Raw genomic sequence first — 17,371 nt, 5'->3', positions numbered from 1 at the left:
ATGAAGCAAAGTGACGCTTTTCGCAAAAATCTTATTCCACTGGTTTTTCTAAACCTCTGCCCATCCCTTTTAGGAAGTTCATACCGAATGTTAACGCCCGATTGATATCAGGATCGTTAATGGATTTCATCAGTTGTAAAACACCTGTTTTCTGACCTTCTTCATTTGCTTGCTCGGCTTCAGATAATCCGTTTTGAACACTTTTTGAGAGTTGCTGAATTGTAGCTGGATCTAATGCCGTCAGAATTCCTGCACCCGCCATTAAATTATTGAGCATGTTTGTAACAGGTTCTCTTGATACTTGTTCTAACGCTATGCCCGTAATCTTTTCCTTTGAATGAAGCATTGCTTGTAGTGCGTCTAACGCACCAATCTTATGCAACTCACCCGTGATCTCCATAATTTTCTGCAAAGACTCTTCCTGTTCAGCAATTTTTTTCTGCAGTTCATCCAACTTATCTTGCTGTATTTCCAGTTCGGATCGTTCTTTTCTTTTAATCGAAGTTATGGGTGCCGCCATTGATCTTCACCTCACTAATCATTGATCTGTTAATTGGACATATCCTGGTCGATTCCACTTCCGCTCCACTTCTACACCGTTTTGCGGATGACGTTTCTTATCACGGTGGTTACTCTTAGGTAGTGGATTATCCCCTTGCTTTTCAAGTACTTCCATGCGAACCTTTGTCTGCTTGTAAGCCGGTGTATTCGTGCGTTCATCTGTAGCAGGCCCTGTTAGGAAATTGATTGCAGATTGCTTCTCTACTGAGTTCATCGGTAAGAATAATTCATTTTTTCGTACTCTGTCCGTGACAAGTGCGGGCAGTTTCAACGCACCATATGGAGAAATGAGTCTTACATAAGTACCTGTGACTACACCACGTTCTTTTGCTAATTCAGGAGAAATCTCTACAAATATATTGGGAACTTTCTCTTGAATACCATCTGATTTGTTCGTCATATTTCCTTCATGGAAATGTTCAAGCATACGACCATTATTGATATGAAGATCAAACTCTTCAGGGAATTTTACTGGTTCAACCCAATCCGATAATGCAAAGCGAGCTTTCTTATCTGGGAAATTAAAGCCGTCTGTATAAAGAAGTGGCGTACTAACCCCCTCTAGACTTCCCCAAAGGAAACTACCCCAACCTTCCAACATGTCGTAAGAAGCTTCTTTGAAAATAGGACTCAAACTTGCCATCTCAGCAAAGATGTCCCCTGGGTGTGTGTAATTCCAATCAGCGCCTAAGCGATTTGCAACTTCTTGGATGATCCACCAATCTTGACGGGAGTCACCTTTATTCGGTAATGCCTTATAAAGTCGTTGAACACGACGTTCTGTATTTGTAAATGTACCATCTTTTTCAAGTGAAGGCACTGCAGGTAAAATGACGTCTGCGTATTGTGCTGTACGTGAGAAGAAAATATCTTGGACAACAAGGAAATCGAGCTTCGACAGTACATCATGTACATAGTTTGCATTCGAGTCCACTAGTGCCATATCTTCCCCTACAATATACATCCCCTTCATAACCCCATCATCAATCGAATGAAGCATTTGAATATTATCAAGACCCGGCTTACCCTCTATCTCTACACCATAAGCGCGTTCAAATTTTTCGCGTGCGGCATTGTCTGTAATATGTTGATAGCCAGGCAACCACCCCGGCAAACTTCCCATATCGCATGCACCTTGTACGTTGTTATGACCACGTAACGGATAAGCACCAGCGCCTGGACGGCGGTAATTTCCTGATGCCAGTAATAAATTGGATATGGCAGCTGAAGTGTCTGAACCTCCTGTATTTTGTGTAACTCCCATTCCCCATAAGATACATGTACCATCCGCATCACGAATCATTTCAGCTGTTTGAATCAGTACTTCTTTTGAAACGCCTGTTACTTGTTCTGCATATTCGAGTGTATAGCGTTTCAATACTTCATTAAAGTCATCAAAATGAAGGACATTTTCCTCAATAAACTGCTGATCATGCCAACCTTGGTCGATTAAGTATTTGGTCACTGCCATAAGCCATACTTGATCGGTTCCTTGTTGTGGTGTCATAAAGATATCTGCACGTTCAGCCATTTCATGCTTTCTGAGATCAGCTACGATTAACTTTTGACCGTGTAGCTTATGTGCGCGCTTTACACGCGTCGCGAGAACGGGATGACCTTCTGCAGGATTGGCACCTACAATGATGACCAATCCTGCTTCAGCAATATCTTTAATAGTTCCAGCGTCACCACCCATTCCAACTGTACGGAATAACCCATCTGTCGCAGGTGACTGGCAATAGCGGGAACAATTGTCCACGTTATTTGTACCGAACACTTGTCGAGCAAATTTTTGAATGACATAGTTCTCTTCATTGGTAATTTTGGATGAGGAGATGACACCAATTCCATCTTTGCCATGCTCGTCACGGATTTGACCTAGATTTTTCGCGACTAGATCTAACGCTTCTTGCCATGATGCTTCAACAAAATCGTCACCTTTACGAATAAGAGGCGTTGTAATGCGTTCTTCACTGTTCACGAAATCCCAACCGAACTTCCCTTTGACACAAGTAGAAATCTGGTTGACAGGTGCCTCGGAAACCGGTTGAATTTTTAATATCGTACGATCTTTCGTCCAGACTTCGAAAGAACAACCTACTCCACAAAATGTGCAGACTGTTTTGGTTTTATTGATTGTGGATTCTCTCATCGCGGATTCAACATCGGAAATCGCCATGATACTGCTATAACCTGGTTCTACATCCTTAATCAAATCAATCATAGGCTCCATCAATTCGTCACTCATCTTCGTCATAAATCCAGCTTCACCTAGCATCGTTTTTTCCATCAAGGCATTGCATGGACAAACCGTAATACAATGACCGCAGCCTACGCAAGAAGAATCATTAATCTTCGCACCGCCATCCCATAGAACAATCGGACGATCCCGTTCCCAGTCGATTGAAAGTGTCTCATTTACTTGTAAGTTTTGACATACTTCCACGCACTGTCCGCATGCGATACATTGATTTAGATCGTAACGATAGAACGGATGTGTGAAATCCACCGCATCTTTTGAACATTTCGGTTCGTAGGGATATTTTTGTTCTTCCACTTCCAAAAGTGCCACGGTATTATGTACTTTACAGTTTCCATTATTGTTATCGCAAACCGTACAATATAGTAAATGATTTTCTAATATCCGATCCATTGCTTCCGTCTGCGCTTCCTTTGCACGCGGAGACGCTAATTTGACATCCATGCCGTCGACGGCTTGTGTTGAACAAGCACGTGTTAATTGGCCATTCACTTCGACGATGCACGTATCACACGTTTGTATCGGATCGACTTCCGGCAAATAACATATTTGAGGGTGCTCAATCTTATTTGCATTGATGATTTGAATGAGCGTCGACCCTGGTTCGAAATTATACATCTTATTATTGATTGAAATTGACATACAGGCGTCCTCCTTCTCAAATAAAAAATCCACCATAAAAAAACCGTTAAGACGGTATTTTCTATGGTGGAATAGTTTCTTAACAGGACTTGCTAAAGAACCAATCCATACTTACTATTACATGTAGGTTGATGAACATCTAGCAATCACATACTAGATTTCCATCTATTATGTATTTAGTATAAAGTAATAAAGCGTATAATACAATGACCACATTAAAACAATTTGACTATTCTGCAAACAAAAAGAGGAAGTGCCCTATGAAGAAAGTTCATGAATTTAATGATATCATCCGTAAATTACGAAAAGACTTATTCGGAAAAGGTCCCGAACGAATTCATACAATATTTATAGATAATATGGTGGTTTCTACTCTCTATGGTAATTTGACTCCCACTGAAAAGTTCATAGCGGGAACGCCAGAGGGAAAAGAGATGGTGCATCGTGCACGAACTAGCATGATTCAGGCAGTATATGCAAAAGAACCACCTGTAGCATTGGAAGAATTAGTCGAGGCGAAGTTTCTGCATTTATTCAGCGATTTTAAAATTGATGATGATATTGCAGTTTCAGTATTTTTATTCGATCGATCGATTGACTGAAGGGAGAAAAGATTATGAAACAGCAACAACAACGATCCATTATTCGATTTCAGGATGGAAAAGTTTTTGAAAAAGCAGATCAGGTCGCTGTTGAATATGCAATCACAATTAAACTAAACCACAAAGAATTTGCGACGATCGTATGTACTCCGGAATATATTGAGGATATGACTGTGGGCTTCTTGGCTTCAGAAGGAATCGTACCTAAGTGGGAACAAATCAAAGATATTCGACTTGATCTTGAAAATGGCTTCATTTACATCGATACGGATAAAGTCTACCCTTTCTTTGAACAATTGCAGAATAAACGGTATATCACATCTTGTTGCGGCATGAGCAGACAAGGCTATATCTTTGCAAATGATGCACTGACAGCGAAAAAGATGGATAGTATTTCTGTTCAACTGATACCTGCACAAATATTTTCCTTGATGAATCAATTGGAAGAACAGGCAGAAATGTTCCGCCATACTGGTGGTGTACACAATGCTGCTTTGTGCGCTCCAGATCAATTATTATTATCCCGTATGGATATCGGCCGCCATAATGCGTTAGATAAAATTTATGGACACTGTCTGAGGAACGATATTTCTGTGCGAGATAAAATCATTGTGTTCAGCGGACGAATCTCCTCCGAAATATTACTTAAAGTCGCTAAAATTGGTTGTGAAATTGTATTATCAAAGTCTGCACCTACTGAATTAGCTTTGAGTTTAGCTGACGATTTAGGAATAACGACGGTTGGATTCATTCGTGGAAGATCTTTTAATGTGTACACACATCCTGAAAGAATCGTCATGGATACCACTAATCTTTTTTCGATTCCATGAAAATGTAATATTGACAATTTTGTGAATTACTAATATTATACTCCTTAATCACTTCTTACATTCCAGTAATTGTTTAATTATATTCCTTTTATTGTAATTTTATGACCAGGTAGTGTGTCAACTATTCTTTTACAATACCGATTAGTCAAATTTTTGTTACTGAAATTGGAGCTGTGGAAGAATATTGTTAAAAGGAGGACTACGAATGAGAAAAACGAAGAACAGATGGCTGATCGCGTTATCTGCAGTAGGTATTCACATTTCTATCGGATCTGTTTATGCCTGGAGTAACTTCACTAATCCACTCATTGAAGAATTTGGATGGACCACAAGCCAAGTACAGCTGACGTTTAGTATAGCTATTTTATTTCTTGGTTTATCAGCTGCTTTTTTAGGCCATTTTGTAGAGAAATATGGTCCAAGAAAAGCAGGGTTACTTGCAGCTGTGTTCTTCGGAGTGGGCGTGACAGGTTCCGGACTCGCGGTAGGAATGTCTTCATTACCGTTGCTGTATATTTTTTACGGTATGCTAGGCGGAATTGGCTTAGGGGTAGGCTATATTGCACCCGTTTCTACACTCGTCAAATGGTTCCCTGATCGCAGGGGGCTCGCTACGGGACTGGCCATCATGGGATTTGGGTTTGCTGCAGCCATCAGTAGTCCGATCATGGAATACTTGATCAGCAATGTCGGATTACAGAACACTTTTTATATTCTCGGTGTATCGTACTTCTTAATTATGTTACTTTCTTCCCTGTATCTAGAAAAACCAGAAGAAGGATGGGCACCGCCTGGATTTATTGAAAAAGTTCGTTTAGGTAAAACGGAAGTTAAAGAAGATCTTTCTCAGTTAACAGCAAATCAAGCAGTTAAAACAAAACGCTTTTATTATTTATGGCTAATGTTGTTTATTAATGTGACTTGCGGTATCGCCATTCTCTCGGCTGCCAAACCAATGGCGATTGATAGTATTGGCATGACGACTATTCAGGCAGCCGCATTAGTTGGTGTGCTAGGCATCTTTAACGGGGCCGGCAGACTTGGCTGGGCTGCGATTTCGGATTATATCGGTCGTCCCAATACGTATACCACGTTCTTTGTCATTCAACTTGTCCTATTTGCCATTTTACCATTCACCACGAACGCAATTATATTCCAAGTGATTCTAGCCGTGATCTATACATGCTACGGAGGGGGGTTCGCCTCTATCCCGGCATATATTGGTGATATTTTTGGAACGAGACAACTTGGGGCCATCCACGGTTATATTTTAACTGCATGGTCTGCGGCTGGAGTGGCTGGACCGATGTTTGCTGCATGGATGAAAGATACAACAGGCAGTTACGAAAGCAGCTTATTATTTTTCGCCGGCTTGTTCGCAGTGGCTCTACTAATTTCCTTACTCATTCGAGTGGATATTAAAAGACTACGCAATGAAAGAGAAGGAATTATGCCAGTTGAACCCGCTATAGCCGCAACAAAATAAAAACTCGCGAACGTCACTTCGAAAGGAATGACGTTCGCGAGATTTATTTTTCCGTTTGATTAAAGGTGTCTCCACCCTCAATAGTGCCTAATTCAAAACCACGTTCGAACCAGTACATTCGTTGTTTTGCTGTACCGTGTGTGAAACTCTCTGGAACAACATACCCTCTCGCGCGTTTTTGAATCGTATCGTCACCAACCGCACTCGCGGCAGTAATTGCTTCCTGTAAATCTCCTTGCTCCAAGTATCCTCGTCCTTTTGCATGATGTGCCCAGACTCCCGCAAAATAATCTGCTTGCAATTCAAATCTTACTAAATATTTATTAAATTCCTTTTCACTCATTTTTTGACGTAGCGGCATCACTTGATCTGAAATTCCAAGGAGCGTTTGCACATGGTGCCCTACTTCATGGGCTACTACATAGGCCATGGCAAAATCACCGGGTGCTTTAAATGAACTCTGTAATTCATTATAAAATGCTAAGTCAATATACAGTTTTTGATCACCCGGGCAATAAAATGGCCCTGCAGCTGCACTTCCGTAGCCACAAGCTGTATCCACTTGTCCTGAATAAAGAACTAACTTAGGGTTCTCATATTGAATTCCTTGTTGAGCGAATAACTCCGACCAAATAACTTCTGTATCTGCAAGCACAACCGAAACAAAATCCGCCAATTCTTTATCTTGTGCAGTTTCCACGTATGGTTGTTCAGGGACTGCTGAACTATTATCTAATAAGTCTGTTGGATTTCCACCCAAAATGAGAAATAATATAATACCAACAATTCCAAGACCACCCCCGCCTAATGCAATCGCACCGCCTCCGCCACTCCTTCCTCTTCGCTCCTCTACATTTGAACTTTTTCTGCGTCCATCTGTTTTCATACTCTCTCCCTCGTTTCGGCTTTATGTGAGCTGAACTTTACATCACTATGTAGTAGCTACTTGACTTCAATTTACCCTATTTCTCACCGAAACAAACAAGACAACCCTCTTAATTGATTGGACGAATTGTTGCGAATTGGCAGTTAGCTATTCCCCATGTATGATTTTTCATATATACTTTACTTTAGAGTTGTAAACTAATGAAGGAGTGATTTTTTTGATTGAGCAAAAGTCCGTCTATAATTTTAACGCGGGTCCATCCGCACTTCCACGCGAAGTTCTTGAAAAAGCACAAGCTGAACTAGTGGATTTCGAAGAATCTGGAATGTCTATTATGGAAATGAGTCACCGCAGTGCTACCTATGAACAAGTACATAATCAAGCAATTGAGCGTTTACGTTCTTTATTCTCAATTCCTGAAAACTATGAAGTACTATTCTTGCAAGGCGGAGCTAGTCTACAATTTGCAATGGTGCCAATGAATTTCTTATCAGAAGGGAAAAAAGCTAGCTACATTATGTCTGGTGCATGGTCAGATAAAGCACTTAAAGAAGCAAAGACAATAGGTGAAGTATACGAAGCAGCTTCTACAAAAAATACAAATTATAATCGCGTCCCATCTTCTGATGAAATTACATTTAAAGAGACGGATGCCTACGTGCACATCACTTCAAATAACACGATATTCGGCACCCAATTCCATGAGTTCCCTTCTACTGGAAATGTTCCGTTAATAGCAGATATGTCTAGTGATATTCTGTCAAGACCACTTGACGTCAGTCAATTCGGAATGATTTATGCAGGTGCACAAAAAAACCTCGGACCTTCGGGCGTTACAGTTGCGATTATCCGCAAAGACTTGTTGGACAAAGCGAATAGTGAAATTCCAACTATATTGAAATACCAAACACATTCATCAAGTAATTCTTTATATAACACTCCCCCATCTTTCGGTATTTACATGTTGGGTGAAGTTCTTGGTTGGATGCAACAACAAGGCGGCATTGAGAAGATTGCAGAGCGCAATGAAGAAAAAGCGAATCTGATCTATGACGCGATCGATAACAGCAACGGTTTCTATACAGGACATGCTGAAAAAGGAAGTCGTTCATTAATGAACATCACGTTCCGTGTAGCGGATGAAGAGTTGGAAAAACAATTCTTAGAAGAGGCTAAAGAGGCGGGATTCGTTGGGCTGAATGGTCACCGTTCCGTAGGCGGATGTCGTGCTTCTACTTACAACGCAGTACCATTTGAAGCTTGTCTGGCTTTACAGAAATTCATGCTGGATTTTCAAGAAAAACATAAATAAAACCTAAAAAGCCAAGTCACTTTATAAGTGACTTGGCTTTTTACTGCTCCACAATTAAAAATTCTTTTTGAAATGCTAATTGTAAAGAACTAAATGTTTGGATATTTTTAAAGTCTAAACCAAGCTCTGTCGATGCTTGAGCAATTGCCGGTAAAATCCCCGTAATTGTGCATCTCGTCCCTAATAGAGATAACACTTTTGTCACTTGAAAAATCTGCTGGGCTACATGTGTATCAATAACGGTCACACCCGATAAATCAATGAATAAGTGTTCAATACCAGACTCTAAACTTTTCTCTGGAATGCTTTCCAACATACTTTGTGCACGCAGTTCATCCAACTCTCCAATTAGCGGTACCACGCCAATTTCGTCAGTAATTTTGATGACGGGAGAGCTTAATTCATTAATTAAGCTTTGTTGGATATCGAACTTGCCACTAATATATTCATTGTAGGCTTCTGCGAAACTAATGTAGATCTGATCAAATGCATTATTAATGGTTTCACTCCAGCGCATATAATCATCAATTGTAATTTCGTCTTTATGGACCAAATAAAATTCTTTTACGAAGCGCCAATATGTTAAACGAACATTACTCAAAGCTTGAATTACATCTTCTATAGGTGTATTACTTTTCACTCTGCTACGGGCGACAACCGCTGCCCATTTTATTTTATTCTTCTCAAAGATTTCAGGATCATCAAGTAAACTGCTGATGACTGTTAAATTTGTGAGTTTATTTTGTTCCCGAAGTGTTTGTTCCATTTCTGGATGTGCAGTTATCGAATAAATAGAGTTTTTTTCCACTTTTCTCATTGCTAGCCAAGAAGTTGTAATTTCAGGTAGCTTTGCTAGTAAATACTCATAAAGCTTAACATCGAGCTGTTTCATCTTACATCCCCCTGGATACATTCCTCTATGTTATCGAATGTATATAATTAATTGATTAGATTCAAAGTCAAATATATTTAATATGACCCCGAGAACCGTTATGTATTTGTATATAGATTCATAATACGTGATTCCGTATTCTTTTTCATATTGCGCAATTGGAAACATATACTGTTCGTCAGTTGGGTTCGGCAAAAATTTCCAGGGTCTTGGAGACTCCTTGGATTTTTCCGCATACACATCTAATAATGTAGTATAAAAAATTTCTACCATTTCCTTAGGTAAATCATAAGATATAATAGAATCTACTGTTTCAACAGTTTCTAGATTTTTTTGCAACCAATAAACAATTGCATGCTCAATAGGTGCTGAATGAACACGTTTCAAAAGGCTTTCAGATATAAGTTCTTTTTGAAGATGTAGTTTCTTATGATACGTAATATACAAAAACTTCATTTCTTCATCTCCTGTGTAAAAGACCTTTTTATCAAACATTTATATGACAAGTATACCAATTCCCACACCTACTGTTCTAGTATTCTTAATACTTTGTTCCGTCATATCCGTATTCCTCCAGTAATTCTTCAAAACTTTTATTTTTTTCACGTTCTTTTCGCTCTTGAATGCGTTTTTCTTTTTCTTGTTCTAGTTTTATTTCTTCTTCCACTTTCATCTCTCGTTTCATTCCTTTTAATTTAGCTAACATATCATCACTTACTAAATCTGAAAGTGAAGTTGCAGAATCATCTATGATATGGTTGCTCCGATTATTTGATACTTTTCGTTGTTTTTTTGACATACTAATCACTACTTTCTATTTGATAAAGAGTTGCATATTATTGTTATATCAAGTTAATTGGCAAGGTTTTTACATTGCCCTTATTCACTTATTTTAAGTACAATAGATTGAAGGAGGGATGTTTATGTATAGTTTACCAAAGAACGTAACGTTAATCGAGGTTGGACCACGCGATGGTTTACAAAATGAAAACACAGTATCCCAACTGATCAAAAATTAGCTTTTATACACGCTTTACAGCGGGCAGGTATACATGAAATGGAAGTTACTTCTTTTGTATCGCCTAAGTGGGTTTCTCAAATGTCAGACTCCAAAGAAATTATGAATCGGGTAAGCAAACAAGGCAGGCAACTTGTTCTCACACCGAATGCACATGGTGTGGAGAATGCCCTAAAAGCTGGTGCAGATAGTATGGCGGTGTTTTTAGGCGTAAGTGACACATTCAACCAACATAATATCAATCAATCCACTACAGAAAGCACGGAGACACTACGACCAATTATCAATCGGCTCAAAAATAATCATCAGTTTGTGAGAGCCTGTCTTTCTACAGCATTTCACTGTCCGTATGAAGATTTCATTCCACTTGAAAAAACTCTAGCTCTTTGTAAGAAGTTTGTCGATATGGGTGTAGATGAATTAAGTGTGGCAGATACTGATAGTATGGCAAATCCTTTAGCCAGTTTTACACTGTTTCATGAACTGAAAAAGCAATTTCCAGACATTTTGCTCACAGCACATTTCCATGATACCTATAAATTTGGGTTGGCTAATAATTACGCCTCTATGCAAGCAGGGATTGATATGGACAAAATACGTGTAGCAGTGGATGAAGTTGCACCTTATCTATCACGTCCTATTGAAACAACCATGTATAACTTATATAGGAGAAAATAGTAAATAGGAAGGAGGATTTTGTTGAGACGTAGAGTAATGTATATTTTCGGTATCACGTCAAGTGTTTTTACGGCGCTTCTAACATTTTTCGGGATACTTGTCACTAATCGTCTAATGTATTTAAAAACCAAAGACTCAGAAGTTATTTTGCAGCGCGAGATGATTGCTAAACGCTTTGATCGTCAGTGGTTTGAAACTATTAGAAAAGATGACATTTGGATCCCTTCACCTAACGGCTATAACTTACGCGCGATTTTCTTGCGGCCTTTGGATACAACGCGAACGGTTGTCATTTGCCATGGCGTAACAGAAAACAAAGTGAATTCCATCAAATATGCACGTCTGTTTGAACGTTTAGGATTTAATTCTGTTATTTTTGATCATCGGCGGCATGGTGACTCTGGTGGAAAAACAACAAGTTTTGGATTCTATGAAAAAATGGACCTGAAAGAAGTTGTAACAGCTGTTCGTAAACGTGTAGGTAAGCGCGCTTTAATTGGCATACACGGTGAATCCATGGGAGCCGCCACTACGCTTTTGTACGCAGGTACCTATGAAGATGAGGCAGATTTCTATATAGCCGATTGTCCATTCTCGGATTTCTCAGAGCAACTATTGCATATCATTCGTACGGAGATGCCGTTTAAGACTTCTATGAGTTTGCGAATCGCCAATTTATTTTTAAAAATTCGTGATGGCTATACTTCAGCGGCGGTTTCCCCCCGCGAAGTAATGAAGTTTATTGATAAACCCGTGTTATTCATCCACAGCATGGAAGACACGTTCATTTTGCCGCAAATGACGGAAGAGTTATACGAATTAAAAGAAGGCGATAAAATGATGAAGCTTTTTGCGAAAGGAGCACATGCCAAATCGTATAATGATAACCCCGATGAATATTTACAAACGGTTCAAAGGTTTTTGAATCGCTTCCGTTTATATTCATGACAATATAATAGAAAATAAAAAATCTCCGTGTCAGCGAACTTGCTAATCACGGAGTTTTACTTTATTTTTTTTTGGCTGGCTTGTCTTGAACCTTGTTCATTTGAGCCATCATTTGATTAATTTTCTTTTGAGAAGGTTTCTGTCCCATTTGCATCATCATCATACGTAACATTTGTTCATTAATTGGCGGATTGTCCTTCAAATAATTCATCATATATTTACGTGCTATGAAAAAGCCGAGAGCTACTCCGCCGATCAAAGCGACGACGATCAATAAAATTGCTATCCATAAAGTCATTACTGCCAAACCTCCCTCATAAAAATAGTTCGATTACATACTACCAAGAAGGATTATACAACATAGCAGCAGTGAATAGCAATGACTGTATGCAAATTGTGCGGAAGTTTTTACATCATCGAATTTTCTAGTATCATGCGTTCAGAGTGTTTAAGTGGTTTGAGCCACCCACATTCTTCCTGTTCATTCATCACGGCAAAAAAACGATCTGTTGAAGAGGATAGCGCTACAAATAGATCTAGATCCAACATCCGTGATCCTTGACAATACACTTGTATACTATGCGTACCCATTTTGATGAAGACTTCTCCTTTGATTAAGTGTGTCAAACGGTATTCATTATGATATGAATCCAGTTCATCAAAACTTTTCGCCAAGTTATTCTGAATGATATGATCAAGTTCTCTTTGATTTAATTGATCACATAAATATTCAATTTCATGATAGTTCGTAGAAGGACCTACTGTTAGTAGCTCAAATAATAAACGTTCACGCCCCATTATGAAGGATTGATACGCTGACTTAATTTTAAAAATTTCATACTTCCTCATAACGAACACCTCCTACTATCTATCATAGAACTTGTCCTTAGTAAATCGTGTCAGTTTGCGGAAAACTTCCTCACTATTATTGTCGTAAAGCTGCGCAAAAAAACACACGGCTCTTTAATAAAAGCCGTGCGTTAGGTCTGTTTATTTATTTACTAGATTTGTCATTTCCTTCACGACATTTTCAACCGTAAAGCCAAACTTTTCAATGACTAAGTCGCCTGGTGCACTTGCACCGAATGTATCAATTGCCATGACAGTTCCTTCATCGCCTGAGTATTTATGCCACCCCAGAGAAGCGCCCATCTCAATCGCTACTCTTTTCTTGATGTTCTTTGGCAGAACAGTATCTTTATATGCTTGATCCTGCTTCTCAAATAGATCCCAAGAAGGCATGGAAATAACACTAACGTCGATACCTTGCTCTTTAAGAGCTTTCTGTGCCTCAACCGCAAGACTTACTTCCGAGCCACTTGCAAGTAGTAAACCGTCTGCTTGCTCTTTAGTAGCAGGTGATATGACATACGCACCTTTTGGTACATATTCCATCGCAAGTTCTTGTGATTTAGGCAATACTTCAAGGTTTTGTCTAGACAATACTAGGACAGTTGGCGTGTCTTTTGAAGTGGTAGCAATATGCCATGCCGCAGATGTTTCATTTCCATCAGCAGGGCGGATGATAGACAATCCAGGCATTGCACGTAATGAAGCCAATTGCTCCACAGGTTCATGAGTAGGTCCGTCTTCACCGACAGCCACGCTGTCATGTGTGAAGACATAAGTCACAGGTAAGCCCATCAATGCGGACAGACGAATAGCAGGACGTACATAATCACTAAACACGAAGAATGTTCCGCCAAACACTTTCACCCCGCCATGGAGAGCCATGCCGTTTAAAGCCGTCCCCATCGCGAATTCACGAACACCAAACCATATATTACGGCCCGCATAGTTGTCTACAGTAAAATCACCTGCATTCTTAATCGTCGTCTTGTTTGAACCTGCAAGGTCCGCACTACCGCCGAATAAAGCTGGAACTGCTTTCGCTAATGCATTGATTGACTCACCGGATGCTGAACGAGTCGCTACAGAAGCACCCGCTTCATAAACTGGCATTTGTTCTTTCAAATCAGTTGGCAGTTCATTTGCAATCGCTTGTTTGAACTGTGCCGCCAATTCTTTATGCTCGTTTTCGTAGCTTGCGAATAAATCATTCCATTGTTGCTCTGACTGAACACCCAGTTGATCCGTTGCTGAATTAAAACGGTCATAGACTTCTTCAGGAACGTGGAAGTCCTCTTCGAATGTCCACTTGTAATACTCTTTCGTAAGTGCCATTTCATCTTCACCTAATGGCGCACCGTGTGCATCTGCTTTACCAGATTTGTTTGGTGAACCATAGCCGATCACAGTTTTCACTTCAATGATTGTTGGCCCACCGGTATTGCCTTTTGCTTTTTCGATTGCATCAGAAACTGATTTTGTATCATTGCCGTCTTCTACTCGTGCGTAGTTCCAGCCATATGATTCAAAGCGTTTTCTAATGTTCTCAGAGAATGACATATCCAAATCGCCATCTAAAGAAATATCGTTACTGTCATAAAGTACGATTAGTTTGTTTAACTGAAGGTGACCTGCCATCGAGATTGCCTCTGCTGCTACACCTTCCATCAAATCACCATCTCCACACAGTGCATATGTGTAGTGATCTACAATATCGAAACCTGGCTTGTTATACGTTGCTGCAAGATGTTTTTCAGCCATTGCCATACCTACAGACATACCAATTCCTTGTCCAAGTGGTCCAGTAGTTGCTTCAACTCCCACTGTATGTCCATATTCCGGATGTCCTGGTGTCTTTGAATCCCATTGTCTGAAATTTCTCAAGTCATCAATCGTCAGACCATAGCCACTTAAATGCAACAAGCTATAGAGTAACATCGAGCCGTGTCCTGCCGAAAGTACAAAGCGATCACGATTGAACCATTGTGGATTTGATGGATTGTGGTGTAAATGTTGCGTCCATAGTGTATAAGCCATTGGCGCTGCGCCCATCGGTAATCCGGGGTGACCAGAATTTGCTTTTTCAATCGCATCGATTGATAATGTTCGGATTGTCGTTATTGCCAGTTGATCGATTTTTTCGGTCATGCTGTACATCCTTTCCGTCCTGTCTCATATGAGTGTTTTATAGTAGATATTCCTTCTCTAGTGTAGTCAATTCCACGGTTAATTACAATGTTAATCCTTTACCTATCATCAATTTAGTGGTTTTTGATTCGCTCTAGCTTGTTTGACTTTTTCAGGTGTTACGTCATTTCCTTCTGGGTCCATTACTTTGACCGATTCGATAGTTTCACGCATACTGGAACGGAATGTTTCCAAGTATTCCTTTCTGAGCTGGGTCTGTTCTTTTGCTTCCTCGATCGATAATCCTGTTGTTTTCTTTTTATTTGCTAATTCATTAATACGTTTTATTTTTTTTTCTGAGAGCATCTTTAAAAACCTCCATAAGTTAGTCGTTTAATAAAATGTAAACAACCTGGAGGAAAAGTGCAACCTATTAGTGTTCTTGTGCCACAAACTCTTTATATCTTCTATGAACCGTGGCCTTGCTGACAGCATGACCTAATCCATTTAACACGTTTGCAATTTCTTCATATGTAAGACCTTTGTTACGAAGCGAGACAATTTCTTCTATCGGAAGCTCAAGTCTTTCACGCCCCACTCCTTGGTCAATATTTCGCAAATTCTTCGATGGATCATAGCCTCTGTCAACAGCACGCTTCATCCCTCTACGTATTTTTGCATTATGTAGTTTGCGTTGGTATTCTTCTACGATTGCCAGAATTTCCAACAACATCGAGTCCATTTCATTCAATTCTATCGTACCGTTTGAATGATTGGTAATCACGATCGTTTCACTTTTGGCAATTACATGCAATATCGCGACTCTTGCATTGCCCCGCCCTAATCGTGTTTCGTCTTGAATGAATACTGCATCCACTGAACCGTTTTGAATTCGATCCAACATGGACAGAAGACCTTCACGATCCATGACATATCCACTCTGACGATCTGTATAGATTCCAACGCAATCATATGATAATTCAGCAGCTAATTTTTCTAGTTCTTCTTGCTGCCTTACAATAGATTGTTCTTGTGTTTCTTTTTCCGTACTCACTCGGCAGTATATTACACATTTCTTTTCCATCATTTAGATCCCACTCCTATTTCAGCTACTCGAATATCTGTTTGTTTATTAATTTTAACAGGCACACGCAGTAATTCACCTGAAACGATTTGATCCGTAGGTAATTCATTTAAAGAACGTACCTGTTCGATCCAGTGGGTAGTTGGTATATCTTCCGAGTAATTGGAAGCCAACTGCCACAGTGTATCTCCTTCATTAATAACGATCTCCATATAGTGATCTTCCTCAGCCATTTTATCGAATTGAACCCAAGCAAATGATACACAAACTACTAATAATACTGCAAAATAATAATTATTTTTAATAAATTCTTTAATAATCTCCATCATAACTCCTCCTCTAATTTACGCTTTTAGAATACATGTTCGGAATACCTGTTCTTAATTATAAGAGAACATATGATTCTATGTCAAGTAAAATTAGAACCTTTGTTTGATTAGTAATCGAACACATGTTATACTATATTCAAAATAGTGGTTCAGTATTCCATTGCTTGCAAACTAGTAGAAGAGGTGAATCTGTTGAAGAAAATATCAAAGAGACAAGAAGAAATACTTGCGTTTATAAAAGAAGAAGTACGATTAAAAGGGTATCCCCCTTCCGTTCGTGAAATTGGAGAAGCTGTCGGTCTTGCATCAAGTTCAACGGTCCACGGTCATTTATCACGACTCGAAAGTAAAGGTTTCATACGGAGAGACCCGACAAAACCTCGCGCCATTGAAATATTGGATCCAGAGGGATTGGACGAGTTAAAAAGTGGTGTTATGCATGTACCGTTGATCGGTAAAGTTACAGCAGGTAATCCAATTACGACGATTGAAAATATTGAAGAGTACTTTCCTTTGCCGGATACATTCGGTTCATCTGAGGATGAAGTCTTCATGTTGGAGATTGTAGGGGATAGCATGATCGAAGCGGGCATCCTAAACGGAGACCGCGTGATTGTCAGACAAACGCATTCCGCAAGTAATGGTGAAATTGTCGTGGCTATGACAGAAGAAGATGAGGCAACAGTCAAACGTTTCTTTAAAGAGAAAGACTATTTCCGACTCCAACCGGAAAACTCCTCCATGGAGCCAATCATTGTAGATCAAGTTTCTATACTAGGAAAAGTGATCGGTGTATTCCGTATGATTCATTAATGATCAAAAAAGTGTATCGAGAAACCTCAATAGGTTTTCGATACACTTTTTTCT

Annotated in this window: 19 protein-coding genes; 7 read left to right on the top strand and 12 right to left on the bottom strand. The window is 39.5% G+C overall.

Translation table 11 applies throughout. The features are described from left to right. Positions 1-31: 31 nt before the first annotated feature. Together CSV67_RS07710 and fdhF are read right to left on the bottom strand one after the other, a co-directional pair. Positions 32-520 (bottom strand): helical membrane plugin domain-containing protein, encoded by a 489-nt coding sequence (locus tag CSV67_RS07710; RefSeq protein WP_099631006.1) that lies wholly within the window; start codon positions 518-520, stop codon positions 32-34. Between the two features lie 18 nt (positions 521-538). Then, positions 539-3,463 (bottom strand): formate dehydrogenase subunit alpha, encoded by a 2,925-nt coding sequence (gene fdhF, locus CSV67_RS07705; RefSeq protein ID WP_099631005.1) that lies wholly within the window; start codon positions 3,461-3,463, stop codon positions 539-541. A gap of 260 nt (positions 3,464-3,723) precedes the next feature. Between fdhF and CSV67_RS07700 the strand changes: the two genes are divergently transcribed. The 3 genes from CSV67_RS07700 (at position 3,724) to CSV67_RS07690 (ending at position 6,381) form a co-directional block, all read left to right on the top strand. Next, positions 3,724-4,065 (top strand): Na-translocating system protein MpsC family protein, encoded by a 342-nt coding sequence (locus CSV67_RS07700; protein WP_099631004.1) that lies wholly within the window; start codon positions 3,724-3,726, stop codon positions 4,063-4,065. Positions 4,066-4,079: 14 nt separating this feature from the next. After that, a complete protein-coding gene (fdhD, locus tag CSV67_RS07695) occupies positions 4,080-4,895 on the top strand; it encodes a formate dehydrogenase accessory sulfurtransferase FdhD (RefSeq protein WP_099631003.1) in 816 nt (271 codons plus the stop codon). A gap of 205 nt (positions 4,896-5,100) precedes the next feature. After that, a complete protein-coding gene (locus CSV67_RS07690; protein ID WP_099631002.1) occupies positions 5,101-6,381 on the top strand; it encodes an L-lactate MFS transporter in 1,281 nt (426 codons plus the stop codon). 43 nt (positions 6,382-6,424) lie between these two features. Here the strand turns inward: CSV67_RS07690 and ypfJ are convergent, their stop codons facing one another. Beyond that, positions 6,425-7,267, bottom strand: a complete 843-nt coding sequence (gene ypfJ, locus CSV67_RS07685) for a KPN_02809 family neutral zinc metallopeptidase (RefSeq protein WP_099631001.1) — start codon at positions 7,265-7,267, stop codon at positions 6,425-6,427. A 217-nt stretch (positions 7,268-7,484) separates the two neighbouring features. On the opposite strand from ypfJ, the gene serC reads away from it, so the two are divergent. Then, positions 7,485-8,579 carry a 3-phosphoserine/phosphohydroxythreonine transaminase gene (serC, locus tag CSV67_RS07680; RefSeq protein ID WP_099631000.1) on the top strand — a complete coding sequence of 365 codons (1,095 nt, stop codon included), beginning with the start codon at positions 7,485-7,487 and terminating at the stop codon, positions 8,577-8,579. Between the two features lie 40 nt (positions 8,580-8,619). Here serC and CSV67_RS07675 read toward each other — a convergent pair whose 3' ends face one another. The 3 genes from CSV67_RS07675 to CSV67_RS07665 are packed head-to-tail and all read right to left on the bottom strand — an operon-like array spanning position 8,620 to position 10,270. Next, positions 8,620-9,471, bottom strand: a complete 852-nt coding sequence (locus CSV67_RS07675) for an STAS domain-containing protein (protein ID WP_099630999.1) — start codon at positions 9,469-9,471, stop codon at positions 8,620-8,622. A gap of 30 nt (positions 9,472-9,501) precedes the next feature. Next, complete coding sequence (locus CSV67_RS07670) at positions 9,502-9,966, bottom strand: hypothetical protein (protein WP_158232900.1); 465 nt, start codon at positions 9,964-9,966, stop codon at positions 9,502-9,504. Positions 9,967-10,012: 46 nt separating this feature from the next. After that, a complete protein-coding gene (locus CSV67_RS07665; protein WP_099630997.1) occupies positions 10,013-10,270 on the bottom strand; it encodes a YqkE family protein in 258 nt (85 codons plus the stop codon). Positions 10,271-10,468: 198 nt separating this feature from the next. Here CSV67_RS07665 and CSV67_RS07660 point away from each other — a divergent pair, with 198 nt between their 5' ends. Together CSV67_RS07660 and CSV67_RS07655 are read left to right on the top strand one after the other, a co-directional pair. Then, positions 10,469-11,167 carry a beta/alpha barrel domain-containing protein gene (locus CSV67_RS07660; RefSeq protein ID WP_369803161.1) on the top strand — a complete coding sequence of 233 codons (699 nt, stop codon included), beginning with the start codon at positions 10,469-10,471 and terminating at the stop codon, positions 11,165-11,167. A 21-nt stretch (positions 11,168-11,188) separates the two neighbouring features. Further along, complete coding sequence (locus CSV67_RS07655; protein WP_099630996.1) at positions 11,189-12,115, top strand: alpha/beta hydrolase; 927 nt, start codon at positions 11,189-11,191, stop codon at positions 12,113-12,115. Between the two features lie 61 nt (positions 12,116-12,176). Here the strand turns inward: CSV67_RS07655 and CSV67_RS07650 are convergent, their stop codons facing one another. From CSV67_RS07650 to yneA, 6 genes are all read right to left on the bottom strand, one after another. Next, the gene (locus CSV67_RS07650) at positions 12,177-12,413 is read right to left on the bottom strand and encodes a YneF family protein (protein WP_029053123.1); all 237 of its coding nucleotides are present in this window, start codon (positions 12,411-12,413) and stop codon (positions 12,177-12,179) included. Between the two features lie 110 nt (positions 12,414-12,523). Further along, positions 12,524-12,964, bottom strand: a complete 441-nt coding sequence (gene sirA / locus CSV67_RS07645) for a sporulation inhibitor of replication protein SirA (RefSeq protein WP_099630995.1) — start codon at positions 12,962-12,964, stop codon at positions 12,524-12,526. Positions 12,965-13,105: 141 nt separating this feature from the next. After that, a complete protein-coding gene (gene tkt, locus CSV67_RS07640) occupies positions 13,106-15,112 on the bottom strand; it encodes a transketolase (protein ID WP_099630994.1) in 2,007 nt (668 codons plus the stop codon). A gap of 108 nt (positions 15,113-15,220) precedes the next feature. Further along, positions 15,221-15,457: a DUF896 domain-containing protein gene (locus CSV67_RS07635; protein ID WP_099630993.1), complete on the bottom strand. Its 237-nt coding sequence runs from the start codon at positions 15,455-15,457 to the stop codon at positions 15,221-15,223. A gap of 67 nt (positions 15,458-15,524) precedes the next feature. Continuing rightward, entirely contained in the window at positions 15,525-16,178 is a 654-nt protein-coding gene (locus tag CSV67_RS07630; protein ID WP_199173151.1) for a YneB family resolvase-like protein, read from the bottom strand. Beyond that, complete coding sequence (yneA, locus tag CSV67_RS07625) at positions 16,175-16,504, bottom strand: cell division suppressor protein YneA (protein ID WP_143560693.1); 330 nt, start codon at positions 16,502-16,504, stop codon at positions 16,175-16,177. Before yneA ends, CSV67_RS07630 begins: the two co-directional genes overlap by 4 nt. A gap of 192 nt (positions 16,505-16,696) precedes the next feature. On the opposite strand from yneA, the gene lexA reads away from it, so the two are divergent. Beyond that, positions 16,697-17,317, top strand: coding sequence for a transcriptional repressor LexA (lexA, locus tag CSV67_RS07620; RefSeq protein ID WP_099630991.1), 621 nt, complete (start codon positions 16,697-16,699; stop codon positions 17,315-17,317). The last annotated feature ends 54 nt before the right edge of the window (positions 17,318-17,371 follow it).

The sequence above is a fragment of the Sporosarcina sp. P2 genome, assembly GCF_002743255.1.
Taxonomy (GTDB): domain Bacteria; phylum Bacillota; class Bacilli; order Bacillales_A; family Planococcaceae; genus Sporosarcina.
This window is presented reverse-complemented; position numbering and strand designations above follow the sequence as displayed.

Coding starts and splice junctions, on each gene's coding strand:
- CSV67_RS07710 (WP_099631006.1), bottom strand. CDS start 520: ATGGCGGCACCCATAACTTCGATTAAAAGAAAAGAACGATCCGAACTG.
- fdhF (WP_099631005.1), bottom strand. CDS start 3,463: ATGTCAATTTCAATCAATAATAAGATGTATAATTTCGAACCAGGGTCG.
- CSV67_RS07700 (WP_099631004.1), top strand. CDS start 3,724: ATGAAGAAAGTTCATGAATTTAATGATATCATCCGTAAATTACGAAAA.
- fdhD (WP_099631003.1), top strand. CDS start 4,080: ATGAAACAGCAACAACAACGATCCATTATTCGATTTCAGGATGGAAAA.
- CSV67_RS07690 (WP_099631002.1), top strand. CDS start 5,101: ATGAGAAAAACGAAGAACAGATGGCTGATCGCGTTATCTGCAGTAGGT.
- ypfJ (WP_099631001.1), bottom strand. CDS start 7,267: ATGAAAACAGATGGACGCAGAAAAAGTTCAAATGTAGAGGAGCGAAGA.
- CSV67_RS07675 (WP_099630999.1), bottom strand. CDS start 9,471: ATGAAACAGCTCGATGTTAAGCTTTATGAGTATTTACTAGCAAAGCTA.
- CSV67_RS07670 (WP_158232900.1), bottom strand. CDS start 9,966: ATGTTTGATAAAAAGGTCTTTTACACAGGAGATGAAGAAATGAAGTTT.
- CSV67_RS07665 (WP_099630997.1), bottom strand. CDS start 10,270: ATGTCAAAAAAACAACGAAAAGTATCAAATAATCGGAGCAACCATATC.
- CSV67_RS07650 (WP_029053123.1), bottom strand. CDS start 12,413: ATGACTTTATGGATAGCAATTTTATTGATCGTCGTCGCTTTGATCGGC.
- sirA (WP_099630995.1), bottom strand. CDS start 12,964: ATGAGGAAGTATGAAATTTTTAAAATTAAGTCAGCGTATCAATCCTTC.
- tkt (WP_099630994.1), bottom strand. CDS start 15,112: ATGACCGAAAAAATCGATCAACTGGCAATAACGACAATCCGAACATTA.
- CSV67_RS07635 (WP_099630993.1), bottom strand. CDS start 15,457: ATGCTCTCAGAAAAAAAAATAAAACGTATTAATGAATTAGCAAATAAA.
- CSV67_RS07630 (WP_199173151.1), bottom strand. CDS start 16,178: ATGATGGAAAAGAAATGTGTAATATACTGCCGAGTGAGTACGGAAAAA.
- yneA (WP_143560693.1), bottom strand. CDS start 16,504: ATGATGGAGATTATTAAAGAATTTATTAAAAATAATTATTATTTTGCA.